We start from the raw sequence: 21,753 nt of genomic DNA, 5'->3' as shown, positions 1-21,753 counted from the left end.
TCAGATCAGTAGCCGAACAGCCGCGGCAGCCACAGCGAGATTTCCGGGAAGAAGGCGATGATGAAGATCGCAATCGTGTTCACAGCCGCAAAGGGCAGCGCCCGCAGCGAAATCGTCTCAATCGAGATGTTCGAGATGCCAGAAGCAATGAACAGGTTTTCCCCCAAAGGCGGCGTCTGGAAGCCGATACCCAGGGTACAGACCATCACCACACCAAAGTGGATCGGGTCGATGCCCACTGAATAGGCCACCGGCAGCATCACCGGCACCAGGATAAGGATGGTGGCAAGCGTCTCCATGAACATGCCGACAAACAGCAGGAAGAAGATGATCAGCGCCCAGATCACATAGAGGTTCTGGGTAAAACTCAGCATGCTGTCCGCAATCATTGCAGGGATCTGGTTTTCCACCAGCAGGCGGCCGAACACGGTGGCAGTGAACAGGATCAGCAGCACGCGCCCGGTCAGCCAGGTGGTCGCCTCCAGCGATTGGAACAGCGACGACCAGGTCAGTTCGCGGTAAATGAAGACACCGATCACAAGGGTATAGAAGATCGCCACGATGGCCGCTTCGGTCGGGGTGAAGAAGCCGGTGTAGATCCCGCCCAGGATCACCAGGGGCGCCATCAGCGACCAGAATCCGCGGTACATCTCGCAGCCCACATTGCGGATCGACCAGCCGTCAGCAGATCCTTTGTAGCCGCGCTTCTTTGACATGAAGAAGTTCAGGATCAAGAGGCTGGTCGCGATCAGGAAGGCTGGCACAAAACCTGCAATGAACAGCTTGGAAATCGAAACGGACTGGAAGGTTCCGTATTTCTCCACTGCTTCCGGCGGCGGCGCCATGCCCAGGGCCGCGATACCGAAGATCACCATCGGGATCGACGGCGGGATGATGATGCCCAAACCGCCGGAGGACGCCGTGACCGCGGAGGCATAGCCCTTTTCATAGCCACGGTTGATCATTGCCGGGATCATCAGCATACCGACCGCCGCCGTGGTGGCAGGACCAGAGCCGGAGATTGCGCCAAAGAACAGGCAGGCCATCACAGTGGCGGCGGAAATGCCGCCTGTGAACGGCCCGGCCAGGCTTTCAGCCACATTGATCAGCCGTTTCGAGATGCCTGCGGCCTCCATCAGCGCACCGGCCAGGATAAACGCGGGCAGCGCCATCAGCGGGAAGGACCCGACAGAGGTAAAGGCGATCTGCACAAACTTGATCGGGTTTTCATCCAGATAGAGGAACGACAGCAGCGACGACACCCCGAGCGCGACAGTGATCGGCGCCCCCAGAAGCAGCAGCAGCAGAAAGGATCCAAACAGGATCGTGACGATTTCGGTTTCCATAGTCCTGTCCCTCCCGGTTAAGTGCGGTTGTCCGCGCCAGCGGCGGCCTTGATTTCATCAAGGTCGATCTGGTCGGGATCGTGGATATCTTCGCCGCGGATCAGCTTGCGGTAATTCACCTGCAGAATGCGGATCGTCATCAGCGCAAAGGCGATGGGCAGAACCATGTAGATGTATTTCATCTCGACGCCCAATGTCTGCGACTTCCAGAACTTGTTCATCTTGTTGAAGACGAAATCGGTGGCCAGCCACAGGAAATAGCAGTTGAAGAACAGCCAGAAGAGGTCGGCAAAGGCCTCGATGTACTTGATCCAGCCCGCAGGCAGAAACTTGAACTGGAAGGTGACCCGGTTATGCGCACCTTTCAGCGCCGCATAAGAGGCTCCGAAGTAGACGAACCAGACGAACATGTAGACCGACAGCTCTTCGATCCACGAAAACGAATGGCCGAACACCTCGCGCGAGACGATCTGCACAAACAGCAGAATGACAAAGCCGGACAGCAATATTCGGCAGATATAGCTTTCTATGTTGTCCAGGAATTTCCAGAACATGATGTACTCCTCCCCTGTGCAAAGCAGCGCCGTAGCGCTGCCTTGTTATTTTTCTCATTCAAMCCAGAGGTTTACTGGGCCGGATCGCGGCCAATTGTGGTCAGCACGGTGTTCAGCTTCTCGACACCGCCGATGGAGTCATAGAACTGCGGCCACACGGCTTCAGTTGCCAGCTTGATGAACTCGGCTTCGTCGTTTGCCGGATCGTCGATCTGCATGCCTTTAGCCAGCAGCTCTTCTTTGATCTGTGCCTCGATGTCGCGCAGGAACTGAGCCGACTTAACTGTCGCTTCCTTGCCCGCCTCGATCAGGATCTGCTGGTCTTCTTCGGACAGGTCCTGGAACACCGCCTCGGAGACGATCAGCGGCTCGATCGAAAAGATGTAGCGCAGGTTGGTCACATATTCCTGCACTTCATAGAACTTCATCGCGTTGATGGTGGTGTAGGGGTTGTCCTGGCCGTCGACAACCTTGGTCTGCAGGCCGGTGAAGGTTTCGGACCAGGCCATCGGAGTCGGGTTGATGCCCCAGGATTTGTAGGTCTCGATCATGATTTCGTTCTTGGGAACGCGGATGACCAGATCCTGCAGGTCAGCCACGGTGGTGACCGGCTTCTTGGAGTTGGTCAGACGGCGGAAGCCGGTGTAGGTCCAGGCCAGGATACGCACGCCGGCGTCCCGGATGGTGTTTTCGGTCAGCTCCTGGCCGATCGGGCCCTGGGTCAGCTTTTCCGCATCTTCCAGCGACAGGATCACATAGGGCAGGGTGAACACACCGACGGTCGGCGAGAACGGCGTGACGTTGTTGATCGCCAGCAACGACATGTCCAGGGTACCGATTGCGGCCTCATTGACAGTGTCCTGCTCCGACCCCAGCTGGCCGTTCAGGAACATGGTGCCGGTGTGCTTGCCGCCGGACTTTTCTTCCAGCGCCTCGATGAAGAACTTGCCGGTGCCTTCCTGCGAGCTGCCGGCACCGTCGCCCACGGCGATCTTGAAGTTCTTGGCGGAAACAGCGCCGGTGGTCAGCAGCGCAGCGGCGGAAACGGCTGCCGTCAGGGTGCAGACCTTCTTGAGAAATGACATAACTTCCTCCCGTATTGTCATTCTGGGGCCCAAGGTCCGGGGTGGCGCGCCCTCCACAGCGCATCTGCCAACCGGTTCCAGCCTTGGTCTGCCGGAAGCTACATTGCGTTTGTGGTTTCTTGAATGTAAACTTTTGAACGCAAAGTTTCACATATATCGAACCTATTGATGGCCCGGAAATCCAACCTCAAACATGTCGCCGATGCTGACCTGAAATTGCTGCGTGTGTTCAAAGCCGTCGCCGAAAGCGGCGGCCTGGCCGCAGCGGAAACCGAGCTGAACATCGGCAAGTCCACCATATCGAAATATCTCGCCGATCTGGAACTGCGGCTGGACCTGAAATTGTGCCATCGCGGTCCGGCCGGGTTTTCGCTGACCGACGACGGCAGCAAGGTGCTGAAATCCGCAGAGGGCTTGCTGCTCTCCGTTTCAGGCTTCCGGGCGGAAGTGAATGAAATCAAGCAGCAGCTGGCCGGCACTCTGCGTATAGCCTTGTTCGATCAATGCGCCTCAAACCCCGAGGCCTTTGTTGCCGGAGCGATCCGCTCTTTCAACAAAGCTGCCCCAGCAGTCGAAATCGACCTGTCGCTGGAGCCGCCCAACGTGATCGAAACCAATGTGATCGGCGGGAAGATCGACGTTGGCATTCTGGCGCTCCACCGGCCTTCGCCCAGCCTGAACTACGCGCCCCTTTATGGAGAGGACATGTTTCTCTACTGCGGCAAGGGGCATCCTTTCATGGATTGCGATCACGCCAGCCTCCGCCTGGAGGACGTGCGCGCGGCCAATTACGCTGGCATCCGGGTGAACTCCCCCAACCTGCACGTTGGCCAGACGCTAGGCTTCCGCCGCGCCGCCAAGGTCCAGAACGAGCAGGCACTGGCCATCCTCGTCATGTCCGGCAGCTATCTCGGCTTTCTGCCCGACCACTTGGCCGACAAGTTTGTCCGCGACGGGATGATGCGTAAAGTTCTGCCGGAACAGATTTACTACAGGAGCCAATTTGCAGCCGTCACCCGCAAGCGCCCGGCAATGAACCGCATCACCAGGCTGTTTCTCGACCAATTGACCGCAGCGCACTCCGGTCAGCAGCCGGACGGTATGGCACAGGAAAAGGCAGCCCCCGTCAGATGATATCCAGCGAAACTTTGACCCGGTCCATCACAACCGAGGACGTAAAGCGGCTGACATTGGATTCATCAAAGAAGTATTCTTGGGTGAAGGCCTCGTATTCCTTTATGTCCTTGACGATGACCATCAGGATGAAATCCGCTTCGCCGGTAGTGTAATAGCATTGCTGCACCTGCGGCGCCCTGCGCATCTTGCGTTTGAATGCATCCAGATGCATCCGGCTTTCGCGCTCCAGGACCACCTGCACGATCACTGTCATTTCGCGGCCCATCTTGGCCGCCGAGAGGACCGCGATTTCCCTTTCTATCACCCCGGTATCACGCAGTTTCTTCAGCCGCTTCTGCACCGCCGGTGCTGACAGTCCGACTTCCTGGCTGATCGCCTCTGCAGTCAGCTGCGCATTTGCCTGGATCAGCCGCAGTATGTCGTGGTCTTTGTTGTCCATAGCTGATTTTTGGGCCGGTTTGGCTGGAATGACAACTTGAAAACCTGCGCCAGACCCACCCGCAAGCAGCTGCCGCAAGGAGCTTGCGGATGTAAAACTCCAAAATATGAATGTATCACAGGATGACAATTTGCGGCATCCAAACGGCGTATCACCAGCAGCAGCGGCCAGTCCGGCCTCGAAAACAAAGGCTTTTGACAGCTGTTTCGCCGAAATGGCGCAAAGTTCAAATTTGCGGCATCAATTCCGCAATGTTTCCGGAAAACTTCATTTGTGCCTGGCTTACGGTACACGTTTTATCAGGACTTTCGGGAGTATGACTCCTCAAGGCCCCGGTGCGACCGGGCGCCGCAGACTGCAGGAGACCCTGGCCAATGCCCCGACTAACGAAACTGCCTCTGAAGCTGAAACTGCCGCTGATCATGGTGGCCCTGACAGGTGTGTTCCTCGTCACTGTGTCAGTGCTGGTCTATTCCATGGCAGAGCGCAGCATCCGCGAAAACGCATTTGCGGCCCAGAAGATCGAAGCCAAATCCGGTGCCCAGGCACTGGGGTTCCTGATCAAAGCGGCGCGCTCCGATGTCTCCAGCCTGGCGGGCCAGCCTGCGGTGTTCCGCGCGATAAGCAACTTCGAACGGGTGATCGGCATGGTCGAGGAAGACGACCCGGTTGCGTATCTCAAGCAGACTTATGCAGCCGGAAACCCCAACGCCGCGGACCAGCGGGAGGAATTGACGGATGCAGGCGACGGTTCCTACTACAACCAGTCGCATGTCACCTACCACCCCACCTTCCTGCAAAGCCTGCGCCTGAACGGCTATCAGGACCTGTATCTGATCACCCCCGCCGGGCAGGTGGTCTATTCGGTGAAAAAGCAGGACGATTTCATGACCAGTGTTCAGGAAACGCCTGACAGCGGTCTGTCGCAGGTGTTCCAGGCTGCGCTGGAAGCAGAGGCAGGCACAATCGCAGTGGCGGATTTCGCCGCTTACAGCCACAGTCCGGAAGCCGCAGCCTTCATGGCCGCGCCAGTGTTTGCCAAGAACGGCAAAATCGCCGGGGTCATTGCCATCCAGCTCGGCACCGATGGCGTCGTCAGGGCCCTGACCAGCAACCTGTCCGGCGGCACCCATCAGAACATCTATGTGGTCAGCAGCGACGGCGTGGCGCGCAGCCCGTCCTCGGTTGGGGGTCTGTTCCCGGCACTGCAGAAACTGCCGGAAACACCGCAGATCAAGGCCGCCAAATCGCATGAGGCAGGCCAATTTGAAGGAGTTCCTTCCTCGCTTGGCGAACGCGCCATTGCCCAGGTGGTGCCGCTGGGCCTGCCCGGATTCGACTGGTCGCTGGTGCTGGAAACCGATGAGCATACCGCCTTTGCCGTGGTCGAGCGCATCCGCCTGATCGCTGCCGGCATGATCGGTGCGGCGCTGCTGGCGGCGATCGGCGTGTCCTGGCTGGCGGCGCGCAGCGTCACCCGTCCGATCCACGCTCTGCGCGAAGCCACAAATGCGCTGGCCGATGCCGACTACAATTCTGAAATCCAGGGCCTCGCCCGCGGTGATGAGCTTGGCGATCTGGCCCGCAGCCTCGACACCTTCCGCGGCAAGCTGAAGGACGCGGATGAGGCCGCCGCCCGAGAAGTGGAGGCCGCCCGTCATACCGCCGCCGTGGTAGAGAGCATGAGCGCAGCCCTGTCGGAGCTCCAGCGCGGCAACCTGGCCTGCGACATCCGGGCACCGTTTGACGGTCACTACGAAACCCTGCGCGAAAACTTCAACCGCAGCCTCGAACGCCTGCGCGGCTCCATGGCCGAGGTGGTCGGCGCCGCCGGAAACGTTGGCCGTTTCTCCGAGGAACAGCGCGGCGCAGCAACCGAGATGGCGCACCGCACCGAAAGCCAGGCCGCAACCTTGGAAGAAACTGCAGGCTCCATCCGTGAGCTGACCGGCGGCATCCGCGACACGGCAGAGCGCGCGGGCCGCATGGACGACACCATGCGCGGCGCCCGCAGCGAGGCAGAACAAAGCACCGATGTGGTGACATCAGCGGTGGCGGCAATGGATCAGATCCAGGAGGCCTCCGCAGAGATTTCCAAGATCATCAACATGATCGACGACATTGCCTTCCAGACCAACCTGCTGGCGCTGAACGCAGGCGTCGAGGCCGCCCGCGCAGGTCCTGCAGGCGCTGGCTTTGCCGTGGTCGCCTCCGAGGTGCGGGCACTGGCACAGCGCGCTTCCAATGCGGCCGGGCAGATCAAGGGTCTGACTTCCGCCAGCGAAGAGCATGTCGCCAATGGTGTTGCCATGGTGGGCCGCGCCGGTGATGCGCTGACCCGGATTATCGAACAGGTCTCGGCGGTTTCGGGGCTGGTCACCGAGATCGCCGATGGTGTCCGGGCGCAATCGCGCGGGCTGGAAAAGATCGACGGCGCCATGCATCAGCTGGACAACATGACCCAGCAGAACGCCGCCATGTCCGAAGAGGCTGCCGCCGCCAGCCAGCTGCTGCAGCATGAATCGCAAAGTCTGACAGACATCGTCGGCCGCTTTGATTTGGGTGGTGAAGGTGCAGAACCGGATTTTGCGGCAGATCCGCACCGGCTGAGCGCTTGAACCCGAACCGGCAGGCTGGAGTCAGACTTCAGCCTGCCGGCAAGAAACGTGCTTTCAGCTACTTAAGCTTAACATAAGTCTCATTACAGGCCGCTTGCCTAGACCCCCAGGAACCGGTCCGCAATATCCGCAGGCAGCTCGGCTATCCGGCCCTCCCAAGCGTTGCTGCCCTTGTTGAGGATCACCGCTCTGTCTGCCACGGCGGAAAGTTCCTTGAGCGATTTGTCCACGACCAGGATCGACAGCCCCGCCTCGCGTTTCAGCCGGGCGATCGCGGCCCAGATTTCCTGCCGCACCACCGGCGCCAGCCCTTCGGTCGCCTCGTCGAGGATCAGAAGCCGCGGATTGGTCATCAACGCACGCCCGATGGTCAGCATCTGCTGCTCGCCGCCCGACAGCGATCCGGCGGCCTGGGTCCGGCGCTCCTCCAGCCGCGGAAACAGCTCTGCCACCTTGGCCATATCCCACGGGCCCGGGCGGGCGGCGGCGATCAGGTTCTCCTCCACTGTCAACGGCGCGAAACAGCGCCGGCCCTCGGGCACCAGCCCAACCCCCAGCCGCGCGATCTTGTGCGACGGCAGCTGGCGCAGGTCGTGACCGTCAAACGTCACCGCGCCCTCGGAAGCCGCCAGCATCCCGCAGATTGTCTTGATGGTGGTGGATTTACCCATGCCGTTGCGCCCCATCAGCGCCACAACCTCGCCCTCGCCGATCTCCAGATCGACCCCGAACAGCGCCTGTGCCGGGCCATATGACGCTTCAACCCCTTGCAATGACAGCAAGCTCATGCGGCGGCGTCCTCTCCCAGATAGGCACGGCGCACCTCTGCGTTGGCGCGGATCTCATCCGCAGTACCGGTGGCGATGATCTGGCCGTAGACCAGCACGCTGATCCGGTCCGCCAGGGCAAAGACCGCATCCATGTCGTGCTCCACCAGCAGGATCGGGGCCTCCTGCCGCAAGCCATCGAGGAACCCGGTCAGCGCCTTCGATCCGGCGGTGCCAAGCCCCGCCATCGGCTCATCCATCAGGAACAGCCTCGGTTTCAGCGTCAGCGCCACCGCCACCTCCAGCTGGCGGCGCTGGCCGTGCGACAGGTCAGCGGTGCGGCGGTTGGCGTCATCCATCAACCCGACCCGCTCCAGCGCGTCGCGCGCCCGCTCCAGCAGTTCCGGATCCTTCATCACATTGCGGAAGAAACGGAACACACGGCCCCGCCCGCCAAGCGCGCCCAGCACCGCGTTCTGCAGCACCGTGTATTCCATCGCCAGTGCGGAGATCTGGAACGTCCGCCCCAGCCCCATCCGCGCCCGCGCCACTGTATCCAACGCAGTCACATCCTTCCCCAGCAGCTCTACCGTGCCGCTGTCGGGTGTCAGGTTGCCTGCAATCTGCTTGATCAGGGTGGATTTGCCCGCCCCGTTCGGCCCGATCAGCGCGTGGATTTCACCGGGCCGCAGATCCAGCGAGACATCGCGGCTGGCCTGCAGCGCGCCAAAGCTCTTGTTCAGGCCCGTGGTTTTCAGAACGACATCAGCCATGCGCCTTCTCCCGTCCAGCAATCGCCCCGATCAGCCCGCCGCGGGCAAACAGCACGATCAGCAGCAGCAGCACGCCCAGGAAAATCTGCCAGTAATCGCTGATCCCGCCCAGCAGATGCTCCAGCAGGATATAAAGCGCAGCCCCTGCAACCGGACCATAGAGCCGCCCGACGCCGCCAAGGATCACAAAGATCATGATCTCGCCGCTGGTGTGCCAGCTGAGCATGGTGGGGCTGACGAAGCGATTCAGATCGGCAAACAGCGCCCCAGCCAGACCGGTGATGGCGCCGGAAATGACAAAGGCCGTCAGCCGCAGTGTAAACGGCGTCAGGCCCACCGCCTGCACCCGGTCCTCATTCTGCCGCGCCGCCGCCAGCGCCAGACCAAAGGGCGAGCGCGCCAGCCGTGCCGCAAACACCAGCGCCAGGCAGAGGATGACATAGGCAATGGCAAAGAACTGAATCGGATCCAGCGTGTTGAGGCCTGGAAACTCATTCCTGACCCAGATCGACAGCCCGTCCTCGCCGCCATAGGCGCTCCAACTGATCGCGAAGTAATAGAGCATCTGACCGAAGGCGAGCGTGATCATGATAAAGTAGACCCCGGAAGTGCGCAGGGACAGCGCGCCGATCACCAGCGCGGCAAGCGCGCTGAAAACCACAGCAACCAGCCAGATCAGCGGCATCTGGTTGCTGCCCTCGAACAGGAACGGCCACTCAAACAGCGGCTCATAGTTCTGGGCATGGGCGGCCAGAATGCCCATGGCATAGCCGCCGATCCCGAAAAACGCCGCATGGCCCAAGCTGATCAGCCCGCCAAGGCCGAGGGCAATGTTCAGCCCCACCCCGGCCAGCGCCAGGATCGCCGCCTTGGTCGCTAGCGTGATGATGAACGGCTCATCCAGTGTCCAGGCAGCCAGCGGCACGATTAGCAGCGCCGCAATCATCGCCCAGTTGAGCAGGCTCTCACGCGTCAGCATCATGCGCTCCCCCCATAAAGGCCAGAGGGGCGCACCAGCAGGATCGCCGCCATCAGAATGTAGATCAGCATCGAGGCCAGCGACGCCCCGGCAGAGGCCGCACTGGCCGGGTCCATGAACAGGGTAAACAGTTGCGGCAGGAACACACCGCCCAAGGTGTCGGTCATCCCCACCAACAGCGCCCCGGCCAAGGCGCCCTTGATGGAGCCGATGCCGCCAATGACGATCACCACAAAGGCCAGGATCAGCACCGGTTCGCCCATACCGACCTGCACCGACTGGATCGCCCCCACCAGCGCGCCCGCCAGCCCGGCCAGCGCCGCGCCAAGGGCGAAGACCAGCGTGTAGAGCTTTGAAATATCAACGCCGAGCGCGGCAATCATCTCGCGGTCGGCCTCGCCTGCCCGGATCTGGATGCCGATGCGCGTGCGCGCAATCAGCAGGAACAGCCCGGCGGCGATGGCCAAACCAATCAGGATGATCGTCAGCCGGTACAGCGGATACTGAATGCCCCCCGGCAGGCTGACCGGCCCCGACAGGTAGGACGGCACGTCCAGGAACAGCGGGAAGGAGCCGAACAGCCAGCGTGTGCCCTCAGAGAAAATCAGGATCAGCGCAAAGGTTGCCAGCACCTGGTCCAGATGGTCGCGCCGGTACAGGCGCCGGATCACCACCAGCTCCATCAGCGCGCCCGCGGCGGCGGCGGCGGCCAGGCTTGCGATCAGCGCCAGCAGGAACGAACCGGTCCAGCCCGCCACCGCCGCGGCGGCAAAGGCGCCAACCATATAGAGCGAGCCATGGGCCAGGTTGATCAGCCCCATCACCCCGAACACCAGCGTCAGCCCGGCTGCCATCAGGAACAGCATCATCCCGAGCTGGAGCCCATTCAGGATCTGCTCCAGAACTAGAATATACGTCATTTGATTTTCCGAAGGGGAAGTCTTGCCGTGTGCGGGGGCACCTCAGGCGCCCCCGTCCGGATCAGGTCTTACATCTTGCACTCGCCCGCATAGGCGTCGGCGTGATCGCTCAGGCCGGTGGCGATGATCTTGTTGGTATAGACGTCGCCTTCCTTGATCACTTCACGGACATAGATGTCCTGGATCGGGTGGTGGTTGTCGCCGAACTTGAAGTCACCGCGGACCGATGCGAACTCCGCCGCCTTCAGCGCCGCGCGGAAAGCGTCCTGGTCTGACACCTCCGCCTTGTCCAGCGCGCTCAGGATCAGGTTGGCTGTATCGAACCCCTGACTGGCATAGAGCGACGGCAGGCGGCCGTACTTCTCCTGGAAGGACACGACAAATTCAGCGTTGGCCTCGTTGTCGAGGTCCTTGTTCCACTGCGAGGTGTTCTTCACCCCCAGCGCGGCGTCACCCACCGCCTGCAGAATGCCCTGGTCAAAGGAGAACGCCGGGCCGACCACCGGCAGGTCCACACCGCTGCCCGCATATTGCTTGAGGAAGGAGATTCCCATGCCGCCAGGCAGGAAGAAATAAACCGAGTCTGCGCCCGACGCCCGGATCTGCGCGATTTCGGCGGCATAGTCAGTCTGGCCCAGCTTGGTGTAGATCTCACCGGCCAGCTCGCCTTGGTACATCCGCTTGTAGCCGGTCAGTGCGTCCTGGCCCGCCGGGTAATTCGGCGCCAGGATGAAGCTGTTCTTCAGCCCCGCCTCGTTGGCATAAGCGCCCGCGGCCTCGTGCAGGTTGTCATTCTGCCAGGCGACGTTGAAGTAATTCGGATGGCAGCGCTTGCCGGCCAGCGCCGAAGGGCCGGCGTTGGGCGACAGGTAAAACACGTTCTGCGCGGTTGCCGCAGGCACCACCGCCATTGCCAGGTTCGACCAGATGATGCCGGTCAGGATGTCCACCTTCTCGGATTGGATCATCCGGTCGGCGATCTGTACCGCCACGTCAGGCTTGCGCTGATCGTCCTCGATCACCACCTCGACACCCTCGCGGCCGTCCTGTTCGATCGCCAGCATGAAGCCGTCGCGCACATCCACACCCAGCCCTGCGCCGCCGCCGGACAATGTGGTGATCATGCCGATCTTGGTATCCGCCTGGGCTGCAACAGCCAGCGCCGGAATCGCAGCCGCCATTGCAAGCATCCGAATGGTCTTCATTACGTCTTTCCTCCCAGAATATGCCCCGGCCCTTGGGCCTGGGTTCTTGATCAAATGCTTGCGACTTTAACGCCGCCCCGGCAGAAGCCAAGAGCCGCCGCAGCCCGCATCGCCCCGGCTGATCTTGCGCCAGCCCTCGGGGTCAGCCTACGCAGGCTTGAATATATATTTCAAGCATAAAATATATAGGGCAATATTGTTGCCTGAATTGCTGCAGCTGCATGATAATGGGCTTGTTACCGATACGAGGGGCCGGCCTCTCGCGCTCCCCGGGGTATTGGCCACCAGAAAGAAGCAGCAGGTTTTCAGGCTGGAAAGCCCGGCCCGAAACAGACTGCCAGATGGTCAATCAGCGCCCGGATCCGCACCGTCAGGTGGCGGCTGGAGGGGTAAACGGCGTAAAGCGTTGCCGGGTCGGTTTCCTGTTGTTCGAAAAGCACTTGCAGCCTGCCGTCGCGCAGGAACGGCAGCGCGGTGTAGTGCGGGCAGCGGGCAATGCCAAGACCGCTTGCGGCCATATGCGCCACCGCCCTGGGCGAATTGGCCCGGAAGCTGCCGCCGGCGGTGACGGTCCGTTGCGCCGCGCCCTTGCCAAAGACCCAGGCGTCCGGTTGCGGCGAGGTCATCTGCAGCAGACAGTTGTGAGTGGCCAGCGCCTCCGGCTCCGCCGGTTCGCCGTGCTCGGCCAGATAGTCCGGCGACGCCACCAACACCAGCCGCATGTCGCAAAGCTTGCGTGCCACAAGCGTCGAATCCTTCAGGGCACCGAAACGCACGGCCAGATCGACCCCCTCCTCCAGCATCGGCAGATGCCGGTCCGACAGCACCAGCTCCACCGAGACCTTGGGGTGCGTCTGTTGGAACGGCTGCAGCGCCTCCACCAGTTCGCGGCTGCCGAAACCGGTGGGCGCAGTGATGCGGATCGGTCCTGCCAGCTCCTGCTGGCGCAGCTGCACCACGTCCTCCAGCTCGTCGAACTGCGCAAGCAGAGGCAGGCAGCGCTCCAGATAGGCGCGGCCGGTATCGGTCAGCGTCACCTTGCGGGTGGTGCGGTTCAAAAGCTGCGCGCCCAGCTGCTCCTCCAGCCGGGCGACATATTTGCTGGCCAGCTTGGTGCTGATCCCAACCTGCCGCGCGCCGGAGGTAAAGGAGCTTTGCGCCGCCACGGCGGCAAAGGCGCGCATGCAGTCCAGCTTGTCCATCCCAGGGCCTCCGGCGTTTGTTATGAACAGCATGTACATAATCTTTCCATGAAATGGAATATTATCGCCATCTACAGCGCAGCGTATCTTCCCGGTGTCTTCAGAAACCAGCGGCCCCTGCCGCAGCAAAGGACCCCAGACATGGCACATCCGATCCGCATCCACAGCTTCCCCCTCTCCGGCCACGCCCACCGGGTAGAGCTGTTCGCCAGCCTCACCGGCATCGCCCATGAGGTGGTGAACGTCGACCTCGCCGGTGGCGAGCACAAGAAACCGCCTTTCCTGGCGCTGAACCCGGCAGGCCAGGTGCCGGTGATCGAGGACGGTGAGACCGTTATCACCGATTCCAACGCGATCCTGGTCTACCTGGCCCGCAAATACGCGCCGTCCTGGCTGCCCTCCGACCCGGTGCAAGAGGCTGAGGTGCAGAAGTTCCTGACCCTTGCGGCAGGCGAGATCGCCTTCGGCCCGGCGGCGGCTCGGCTGATCAACGTCTTCAACGCGCCGCTGGACGCAGACTTCTGCGCCACCATCGCGGCCCGCGTGCTGGGTAAGATCGACGCCCATATGGAGGGCCGCCGCTTCCTGGTCGGCGACACCCCCACCATCGCCGACGTGGCGGTCTATTCCTACATCGCGCACGCGCCGGAGGGCGGCATATCGCTGGAGCCCTACCCCAATGTCCGCGCCCTGCTGGCAAATATCGAAGCTTTGAAAGGCTTCAAGCCGATGCCCGCAACCAAGGCCGGCCTCGCAGCCTGATCCCGCGGGCGGCGGTCCACCGGGCCGCCGCCGCATTGCTCCAGCTAAAGGAGGTTCCCATGCCCCATGACGCAGACAGCCCCTCGCCCTTCCACGCAGGTGAAAAGGAAATGCAGCGCCGCGCGGGCAAGCGCGACATGGCAGAGACCCTGGGCCGCCGGATGATCCGCCCCTTCATGCCTGAGGAGCACCGGGAGTTCTTTGCCCAGCTGCCGTTCCTGGCCGCCGGTGCCGTGGACGCGGATGGCTGGCCCTGGGCCAGCCTGCTCAGCGGTGCCCCCGGATTTGCCGTCTCGCCCGACCCGGAGCACCTGCAAGTAACGCTGAATGGAACTGCGGAGGACCCGGTCCAGGCGGCAATCCGCGAGGGCGCACCGCTGGGGATGTTGGGGATTGAGCTCCACAGCCGCCGCCGCAACCGGCTGAACGGGCGGATCATTTCAGCAGGCCCGGAAGGTTTCACCCTGCGGGTGGACCAGTCCTTTGGCAATTGCCCGCAGTATATTCAAGAGCGGGACCTGACCCCCGCCGATAACAAGCCCGCCGCACCCCCGCAGGCCTTTACAGACCTGCCGCCGGAGCACAGCGCGCTGATCGCCCAGGCCGAAACATTCTTTGTCGCCAGCCACATCCCCGCAGCCGCGAACCCGGAGCGCGAGGGTGTCGATGTCTCCCACCGCGGCGGGCGGCCCGGTTTTGTCCGGGTGTCGGGCAACACCCTCACCATCCCGGATTTCCGCGGCAACAACCACTTCAACACGCTGGGAAATTTCCTGCTGAACCCGCGCGCGGGCCTGGCCTTCCCGGACTTCGAAAGCGGCAGCCTTCTGCTGCTGACCGGCACGGTGGAGCTGCTGGAAGAAGACCATCCGGACGTGACCGCCTTTGAACGCGCACAGCGCGGCTGGCGCTTTACCCTGCACAAGGGGCTATGGCTGGAAGCCGCCCTGCCCTGGCGGACCGGCCCCGGAAGGTTTGCCGCTCAAACCCTGCGTACCGGCACCTGGGCGGAAACCCAAGCCAGTAGCAGTTCACCCGGCAAATAGCATCCTCGCGTAGGACCCTGAAATTTTCTCTGGACAAAGCTGTCCAGGATGGCCGATGTATTGGACAGAAATGTCCARAGGGCGGATTCGGGGGCGCTCCCCGCTGACCCGGCGGTGTCAGACAGGGAGCAAGTCCATGAAGTCGCACTATCGTGCCGTTGTCATCGGGGGCGGCGTTGTCGGCGCCTCCGTCCTTTATCACCTGGCGAAATTCGGCTGGACCGACGTCTGCCTGATTGAACGCTCGGTGCTGACGGCGGGATCAAGCTGGCACGCGGCGGGCGGCTTTCACGCGCTGAACGCCGACCCGAACATCGCTTCGCTGCAAGCCTATACCATTGACCTGCTGAGCGAGATCGAAAAGGAATCCGGCCAGTCCGTCGGCATGCACATGACCGGCGGCATGACGCTGGCGGGCACGCCCGACCGCTGGGAATGGCTGCAGTCGGCCTACCGCACATTTCAGTCGATCGGCATCGACGACTGCCGCCTGATCACCCCGCAGGAAGCGGGCGAGCTGTGCCCGATCATGTCCACCGAGGGCATCCTCGGCGGTATGTGGGCCGACCGCGAGGGCTATGTCGACACCACCGGCACCGTGCACGCCTATACCGGGGCCGCCAAGAAGCGCGGCGCCGAGGTGATCGAGCACAACCGGGTGCTGGAGCTGCATCAGGTGGATGATGGCTGGCAGGTGGTGACCGAAAAAGGCACCATCCACGCCGAGCATGTGGTCAATGCCGCGGGCCTCTGGGCCAAACATGTCGGCCGCATGGCGGGCGTGGAACTGCCGGTCTCGCCGCTCAACCACCACTACCTGATCTCCGACACCATCCCCGAGCTGGAACAGCTCGATTTCGAGGTGCCGATGACCGTCGATCTGGAGGGCTTCACCTATATGCGCCAGGACCAGAAGGGCATCCTGCTGGGCATCTACGAGATCGACCACGAGCATTGGATGATGGATGGCGCGCCCTGGGAATACGGGTTCGAGCTGCAGCAGGAAGACCCTGACCGGATCGAACGGGAACTGACCCTGGGCTTCGAACGCTATCCGGCCCTGCAAACCACCGGCGTCAAGACCTGGGTCAACGGCGCCTTCACCTTTGCCCCCGACGGCAATCCGCTGGTCGGCCCGGTGCGCGGCAAGCCCGGCTACTGGTGCGCCTGCGGCGTGATGGCCGGCTTCCTGCAGGGCGGCGGCGTCGGCAAGTCGTTGGCCGAATGGATGATCCACGGCGAGCCGGAGGCGGATGTCTTCGGCATGGATGTGGCGCGCTTCGGCGATTACGCCCAGAACAAACGCTTCATCAAGGAAACCACTGGCCAGTTCTATACCCGCCGTTTCGTGATGACCTACCCGAACGAGCAGCTGCCCGCAGGCCGCCCGCTGAAGAAAGCGCCCGCCTATGACGGCATGACTGCCGCGGGCTGCCGCTGGGGCGCCAGCTACGGGCTGGAAGTGCCGCTCTATTTCGCTCCGTCGGAAGACTTCACCGAAACCCCGACCCTGAAACGCTCCAACGCATTCGAAATAGTCGCTGACGAATGCCAGGCCGTGCGCAACGCAGTGGGCCTCTTGGACATCTCCGCGTTCTCCCGCTTTGAGGTCACTGGCGCAGGCGCCGAAGCATGGCTCAACCGCATCATGGCGTCGAAACTGCCAAAACCCGGCCGCGCCAAACTGGCGCCGATGCTGTCGTCCGAAGGACGTCTCAAGGGCGACCTCACCGTGTTCAACTGGGGTGACGGCACCTGGTGGATCATGGGCAGCTACTACCTGCGCGAATGGCACATGCGCTGGTTCCAGGACCACATGGGCGAAGGCGTCGAAGTGCGCGATGTGACGGATGCCATCACCGGCTTCAGCCTCTCCGGCCCGAACAGCCGCAAAGTGTTGGAAAAGCTGACGGATACCCCCATCGCAGACCTGCCCTTCATGGGCTGCACCACGCTGGACATCGGCATGCTGCGCCTCAAGGTCGGCCGCCTCTCGGTCGCGGGCGAGCTGGGCTATGAGCTCCACTGTTCCGCCGCCGAACACATTACCCTGCGCGAAACCCTGCTGGAAGCGGGGGCTGACCTTGGCATCCGCGAAGTCGGTTTCAACGCGCTCCTCAGCCTGCGGCTGGAGAAAAGCTTTGGCATCTGGAGCGCCGAATTCACCCAAGGCTACACTGCCGCCCAAACCGGCATGGACCGCTGGATCGACTGGGACAAGGACTTCATCGGCCGCGAGGCCGCGCTGAACGAGCGCGACGCAGGCGGCCCGGCGCAGGTCATTGTGTCGCTGGAAGTCGAGGCCATGGACGCTGATGCCAGCGGCTATGAACCGGTCTGGCAGAACGGCAAGCGTGTGGGCTTCGTCACCTCCGGCGGCTACGGCCATACCCTGGGCAAATCACTCGCCATGGCAATGGTGGACCGCGCGGCAGCTGCGGAAGGCACGGAACTCACCGTCCATATCGTCGGCCAGGCACGCGCCGCCCGCGTGATTGCGCCCTCCCCCTATGATCCCTCCGGGAAAGCGATGCGAGGCTGACGCAATGACAAATGAAATCGAGGGCAATGCCCGTGGACGCCGGAACAGGGGGCGGGGGCGGGGTCGCAAAGCGGAAGCCGCCCCTGCTCCGCAGCGCAACGTGAACTACCGCCAGCTCAAAAACCCCTTCCCGCTGATGGAGGTCTTTCCGGCGCATCAGATCGCGGACATGCATGAAACCGCGCTGAGAATGCTGGAAGAGCTGGGCATGAAGGTGCTGCTGCCCGAGGCGCGCCGGATCTATGCCAAGGGCGGCGCCCGCGTCGATGAAGACCGCGAAATGGTCTATATCGGCCGCGACATGGTGGAGGCGGCGCTTGCCACCGCGCCCCGCTCCATCACCTGCCGGGCCGGAGCAAGGGAGCGCGACATCACCCTGGAGTTGGGCAGCCTGGTGTTCCAGGCCGGTGCCGGCGCGCCCAATGCCACCGATCTGGAACGCGGCCGCCGCCCCGGCTCAGCCCGGGACTACCTGGAATACCTGCAGCTCACCCATCACTTCGACGTCTTCCACATGATTTCTCCCCAGGTGGAGCCGCAGGACGTCCCCATCCATCTGCGCCATTACTTCACCACCGAGGCGCAGATGACCCGGACCGACAAGTTCCCCTTCATCTTCTCGCGCGGGACGCCGCAGGTGATGGACTGTTTCGAGATGATCCGCGACTTCCGCGGGCTGTCGGATGCCGAGTTCCAGGCCGAGCCGCGCTGCTACACCATCATCAACACCAACAGCCCGCGCACGCTGGACATTCCGATGGCGCAGGGGCTGATCGACTTTGCCCGCCACGGGCAGGTCTCGATCATCACGCCCTTCACGCTGATGGGGGCAATGGCGCCGATCACCGTCGCAGGCGCCATCACCCTCAGCCATGCGGAGGTGCTGGCCGCGCTCACTCTCACCCAGCTGGCCAAACCCGGCGCGCCGGTCTGCTACGGCACCTTCACCTCCAACGTGGACATGAAATCCGGCGCGCCTGCATTCGGCACACCCGCGCATTTCCAGGCCTCGCTGGCGGCAGGCCAGCTGGCGCGGCACCTCGGCCTGCCGTGGCGGTCCGCTGCCGGATCGGCATCAAACAGCAACGACGTGCAGGCGGCCAATGAAAACCAGATGGGGCTCTGGGGCTGTCTGATGGCGGGCGCCACCGTGATCATCCACTCGGCCGGCTGGCTCGAAGGCGGGCTTTCGGTTTCTTACGAGAAACTCATCACCGACGCCGAGGTCCTCAACATGATTGCCGAACTCTGTGCAGGCGCCCAGGCGGGGACGGAGGAAATAGGCTACGCCAGCGCCCTGACACAGGTGGAGCCGCAGGGGCATTTCTTTGCCGCCCCCCAAACCATGGACCGCTACAGCACGGAGTTCTATCAGCCGGTGGTGCATGACTACGCCAACTTCGGCACCTGGACCGAACGCGGTGCCCTGAATGCCAGCCAGCGCGCCACCCGGGTCTGGAAGGATATCCTCGCCCATGATACCCGGCCGGTGACGGATGAAACCCGCGCTGAGGCCCTGCAGGCCTTCATCGCCAAGCGCACCGCAGAAGGCGGCGCCCCGCCGGAGAGCTGACATGGCCAGACGCGCCGCCCCGGTGCWGCACCGGGACAACCCCGACAAGGAACCCCTCAGCGGCCATGTGAAGGTCACGCCGGAGGACTGGCTGAACGTGGCCCGCGACCTGCTGGTCAGCGAAGGGGTGGCCGGGGTCAAGGTGCTGGCAATCGGCGAACGGCTCGGCGTCTCGCGCTCCAGCTTCTACTGGTACTTCAAAAGCCGCAAACACCTGCTGGAGGCGCTGCTGGACGACTGGGAAGCGCGCAATACCGCACCCATCCTCGACCACTGCGAAATGCCCGCCGCCAACATAAGCTGGGCGGTCTGCAATTTCTTCCGCTGTTTTGTCGACCCGGACCTGTTCGACGCCAGCCTCGACTTCGCGGTCCGCGAATGGTCGCGCCGCGACGGCAAGGTGCGCAACCGGATCGACGCGGCGGATGCGCAGCGCCTCGCCGCGGTGACGGCGATGTTCGAACGCCACGGCTTTTCCGCCTATGAGGCAGAGGCCCGCGCCCGGATCCTCTATTTCATGCAATGCGGCTATCACGCGCTGGAAGTGCGCGAACCGATGCAGGCCCGCACCGCCCGGCTGGAGGGCTACCTGCTGGGCTTTACCGGGGTTGAACCGGACCCGGAGGCCGTAGCTGCCGCCCGGATATTTGCCGAAGGCAAGATGGCCCCCTGAGGCGCCCCCCGGGGCCTTTGCAACCGGAAAGAAGCAGCGGAGGCTGGTTCAGCCCCGGCTGTGAAAGATGAAGCCGAGGAAATTCAGCAACAGCTGCGCCGCCAGGATCTGGGTGCTCTCGGAGGGGTCATAGGCCGGAGCGACCTCCACCAGGTCGATGCCCGCCACATCGCCGCGCTGCGCCAGCCCCTGCAGGATTTCCAGCACGTCGTAATAAAGGAAACCGCCATGGCTCGGCGTGCCGGTGCCCGGCGCGATTGAGGGGCAGAAGGCGTCGATGTCGATGGTCACATAATACCGCGCGCCTTCGGGGATGCGCGCCAGCACCGCTTCAGAGCCCAGCTTGCGCACCTGCCGCACCGACAGGATGTCGGAACCGCGCGCGCGGGCATCCTCATAGCCTTCCCGCGCAGTGGAGGACACATTGCGGATGCCCAGCTGGGTCATGCCGCTGACATAATCCTTCTCGATCGCGCGGCGCATCGGGTTGCCGTGGCCCTCGGTGACGCCATGGCGCTCATCAACGAAATCCAGATGCGCGTCGATCTGCACCACATGGATCGAGCCGTTCCTGGCGCAGTCCTCCTCAAAGGCCCGTATACAGGGGATGTTGATGGAATGATCGCCGCCGATCACCACCGGCAACGCGCCTGCCTGCAGGATCTTCCGCACCCCGTATTCGATATTGGCGTGGCTTTCCCCGGTCATGGTGTGGACGATGTCGGCATCCCCCAGATCGACGATCCGCACATCTTCCCCCAGGTAGGTGGCATCATCCTCGTGATCATAGGCGCCGGCATGGCCAAAGCTGAACAGGGTGGACGCCTCGCGCACCGCCCGCGGGCCGAACCGCGCGCCGGACCGGTACTGGCAGCCGAAATCATAGGGCGCACCGAGGACCGCAACATCCGCATCGATGCTGTCCCAATCCGCAACATAGGGTTTCTTGCCAAAGGTCGCGATGCCGGTGAACGGCAGGTTCAGGCGGCCAGTCTCATATCCATGTCCGGACATTTGCGTCTCCAACTGCAAGGCTTCACAGCAGTTGATCACGGCAAGCCGCATGAAAAAATATTCTGCTGTTCATCTTCACATAAAGTGATTTCATGCATCCCGATCACCCCCTAAGACAGAGCGCCCCCATGAAACTGCTGCGCAACACTTTGCTGGAAACCTTTGTCACCGTTGCCGACTGCGGCGGTTTCTCCGAGGCGCAATATGCGCTTGGCATCACCCAATCCGCCATCAGCATCCGCATCCGCGATCTGGAGACCTCGCTGGGCTACCGCCTGTGCGACCGCGGGCGCGGCGGCTTCCGCCTGACGGAACGCGGCGAGACCGTCTACCGCAGGGCCCGCGACATGCTGCGCAGCGCCCGTGATTTTGATGCCGGGCTAATGGAGCTGCGCGGCACCGTGACAGGTGACTTGCGGATCGGCGTGGCGGATGCCGTCAGCAGCCTGCCCGGCCTCAACCTGACACAGGCGCTGCAGCGCTTCGGGGCGCGGCCGAACGACGTGCAGCTCGACATTACCGTGGCCTCCCCGGCTGAGCTGACGCAGCAGCTGATCACCGGCGCGCTGCATGCGGCCATTGCCCCTTTCCGCAACCAGATCGCCGATCTGGCGTATGAGGACCTGTGCCAGGAGGAGCACCGGCTGTATTGCGGTGCGGGGCATCCGTTATTCACCCTGCAGGAGCAGGAGGCCGCCCCGCAGGACATCGCGCAGTACCCGCTCTGCCAGCGGTCCTATGACCGGCTGCCGCTTGCGGGACTTGCCTCCGGTGAACCCGCGGCCTCTGCCGCCAACATGGAAGCCCTGGCGATGCTGATCGCAACCGGGCAATACCTTGGCCCGCTGCCCGCGCATTTTGCGGACGCATGGGTTCGCAGCGGCAAACTTCGGGAAGTGAACGGTCCCGAGTTGCGCTGGATCACAGTATTTCACCTCGCCACCCGCCGCGGCCAAATGCACCGGCGGGCGGTCTCCCTGTTCGCCGAAGATGTGCGCAGCAGCCGCCAGCCCCCGCCTGCGGCACCTAGCCCGGGCTGACCCGGCAGCCCTGCACGAAATCTGCACAAAAGCCCCCTGAAACCTGCGGAGACAGCACGCCAAAGATGCAAGCGCAGG

General features: G+C 62.9%; 19 protein-coding genes. 8 read left to right on the top strand and 11 right to left on the bottom strand.

Going from position 1 to position 21,753, the window contains the following annotated elements; translation table 11 throughout:
• Positions 1–5: 5 nt before the first annotated feature.
• The 3 genes from A9D60_RS04825 to A9D60_RS04815 form a co-directional block, all read right to left on the bottom strand.
• The gene (locus A9D60_RS04825) at positions 6–1,346 is read right to left on the bottom strand and encodes a TRAP transporter large permease (protein WP_039180391.1); all 1,341 of its coding nucleotides are present in this window, start codon (positions 1,344–1,346) and stop codon (positions 6–8) included.
• 17 nt (positions 1,347–1,363) lie between these two features.
• A complete protein-coding gene (locus tag A9D60_RS04820) occupies positions 1,364–1,900 on the bottom strand; it encodes a TRAP transporter small permease (protein WP_065266556.1) in 537 nt (178 codons plus the stop codon).
• Between the two features lie 71 nt (positions 1,901–1,971).
• Positions 1,972–2,985 carry a TRAP transporter substrate-binding protein gene (locus A9D60_RS04815; protein WP_065266555.1) on the bottom strand — a complete coding sequence of 338 codons (1,014 nt, stop codon included), beginning with the start codon at positions 2,983–2,985 and terminating at the stop codon, positions 1,972–1,974.
• Between the two features lie 168 nt (positions 2,986–3,153).
• Here A9D60_RS04815 and A9D60_RS04810 point away from each other — a divergent pair, with 168 nt between their 5' ends.
• Entirely contained in the window at positions 3,154–4,119 is a 966-nt protein-coding gene (locus A9D60_RS04810) for a LysR family transcriptional regulator (RefSeq protein ID WP_065266554.1), read from the top strand.
• Here the strand turns inward: A9D60_RS04810 and A9D60_RS04805 are convergent.
• Positions 4,112–4,561, bottom strand: coding sequence for an Lrp/AsnC family transcriptional regulator (locus tag A9D60_RS04805; protein ID WP_065266553.1), 450 nt, complete (start codon positions 4,559–4,561; stop codon positions 4,112–4,114). The two genes, A9D60_RS04810 and A9D60_RS04805, sit on opposite strands and share 8 nt — an antisense overlap.
• Before the next feature lie 374 nt (positions 4,562–4,935).
• Here A9D60_RS04805 and A9D60_RS04800 point away from each other — a divergent pair, with 374 nt between their 5' ends.
• On the top strand, positions 4,936–7,179 hold the full coding sequence (locus A9D60_RS04800) for a methyl-accepting chemotaxis protein (RefSeq protein ID WP_065266552.1): 2,244 nt from the start codon (positions 4,936–4,938) through the stop codon (positions 7,177–7,179).
• 98 nt (positions 7,180–7,277) lie between these two features.
• Here the strand turns inward: A9D60_RS04800 and A9D60_RS04795 are convergent, their stop codons facing one another.
• The 6 genes from A9D60_RS04795 to A9D60_RS04770 all read right to left on the bottom strand — a co-directional run bounded on the left by A9D60_RS04795 (position 7,278) and on the right by A9D60_RS04770 (position 13,025).
• Positions 7,278–7,967, bottom strand: coding sequence for an ABC transporter ATP-binding protein (locus A9D60_RS04795; protein WP_065266551.1), 690 nt, complete (start codon positions 7,965–7,967; stop codon positions 7,278–7,280).
• Positions 7,964–8,719, bottom strand: a complete 756-nt coding sequence (locus A9D60_RS04790) for an ABC transporter ATP-binding protein (RefSeq protein WP_065266550.1) — start codon at positions 8,717–8,719, stop codon at positions 7,964–7,966. Before A9D60_RS04790 ends, A9D60_RS04795 begins: the two co-directional genes overlap by 4 nt.
• Complete coding sequence (locus A9D60_RS04785) at positions 8,712–9,701, bottom strand: branched-chain amino acid ABC transporter permease (protein ID WP_065266549.1); 990 nt, start codon at positions 9,699–9,701, stop codon at positions 8,712–8,714. Before A9D60_RS04785 ends, A9D60_RS04790 begins: the two co-directional genes overlap by 8 nt.
• Positions 9,698–10,618 carry a branched-chain amino acid ABC transporter permease gene (locus A9D60_RS04780; protein WP_065266548.1) on the bottom strand — a complete coding sequence of 307 codons (921 nt, stop codon included), beginning with the start codon at positions 10,616–10,618 and terminating at the stop codon, positions 9,698–9,700. The genes A9D60_RS04785 and A9D60_RS04780 overlap by 4 nt, the downstream gene beginning before the upstream one ends.
• Before the next feature lie 68 nt (positions 10,619–10,686).
• Positions 10,687–11,823, bottom strand: a complete 1,137-nt coding sequence (locus A9D60_RS04775) for an ABC transporter substrate-binding protein (protein WP_065266547.1) — start codon at positions 11,821–11,823, stop codon at positions 10,687–10,689.
• Between the two features lie 305 nt (positions 11,824–12,128).
• Positions 12,129–13,025 (bottom strand): LysR family transcriptional regulator, encoded by an 897-nt coding sequence (locus A9D60_RS04770; RefSeq protein WP_065266546.1) that lies wholly within the window; start codon positions 13,023–13,025, stop codon positions 12,129–12,131.
• A gap of 141 nt (positions 13,026–13,166) precedes the next feature.
• Between A9D60_RS04770 and A9D60_RS04765 the strand changes: the two genes are divergently transcribed.
• The 5 genes from A9D60_RS04765 (at position 13,167) to A9D60_RS04745 (ending at position 19,621) form a co-directional block, all read left to right on the top strand.
• Entirely contained in the window at positions 13,167–13,787 is a 621-nt protein-coding gene (locus A9D60_RS04765; RefSeq protein WP_065266573.1) for a glutathione S-transferase family protein, read from the top strand.
• Between the two features lie 59 nt (positions 13,788–13,846).
• Positions 13,847–14,833 carry a pyridoxamine 5'-phosphate oxidase family protein gene (locus A9D60_RS04760; protein WP_065266545.1) on the top strand — a complete coding sequence of 329 codons (987 nt, stop codon included), beginning with the start codon at positions 13,847–13,849 and terminating at the stop codon, positions 14,831–14,833.
• A 136-nt stretch (positions 14,834–14,969) separates the two neighbouring features.
• The gene (locus tag A9D60_RS04755) at positions 14,970–17,375 is read left to right on the top strand and encodes a GcvT family protein (RefSeq protein ID WP_065266544.1); all 2,406 of its coding nucleotides are present in this window, start codon (positions 14,970–14,972) and stop codon (positions 17,373–17,375) included.
• A 4-nt stretch (positions 17,376–17,379) separates the two neighbouring features.
• Positions 17,380–18,948 (top strand): trimethylamine methyltransferase family protein, encoded by a 1,569-nt coding sequence (locus A9D60_RS04750; protein ID WP_065266543.1) that lies wholly within the window; start codon positions 17,380–17,382, stop codon positions 18,946–18,948.
• Between the two features lies 1 nt (position 18,949).
• A complete protein-coding gene (locus A9D60_RS04745) occupies positions 18,950–19,621 on the top strand; it encodes a TetR/AcrR family transcriptional regulator (protein ID WP_065266542.1) in 672 nt (223 codons plus the stop codon).
• 48 nt (positions 19,622–19,669) lie between these two features.
• Here A9D60_RS04745 and speB read toward each other — a convergent pair whose 3' ends face one another.
• Positions 19,670–20,635, bottom strand: coding sequence for an agmatinase (gene speB, locus A9D60_RS04740; protein ID WP_065266572.1), 966 nt, complete (start codon positions 20,633–20,635; stop codon positions 19,670–19,672).
• Between the two features lie 128 nt (positions 20,636–20,763).
• Between speB and A9D60_RS04735 the strand changes: the two genes are divergently transcribed.
• Positions 20,764–21,675 (top strand): LysR family transcriptional regulator, encoded by a 912-nt coding sequence (locus tag A9D60_RS04735; RefSeq protein ID WP_065266541.1) that lies wholly within the window; start codon positions 20,764–20,766, stop codon positions 21,673–21,675.
• Positions 21,676–21,753 lie beyond the last annotated feature (78 nt).

The organism is Leisingera sp. JC1 (assembly GCF_001679925.1).
Lineage (GTDB): Bacteria > Pseudomonadota > Alphaproteobacteria > Rhodobacterales > Rhodobacteraceae > Leisingera.
This window is presented reverse-complemented; position numbering and strand designations above follow the sequence as displayed.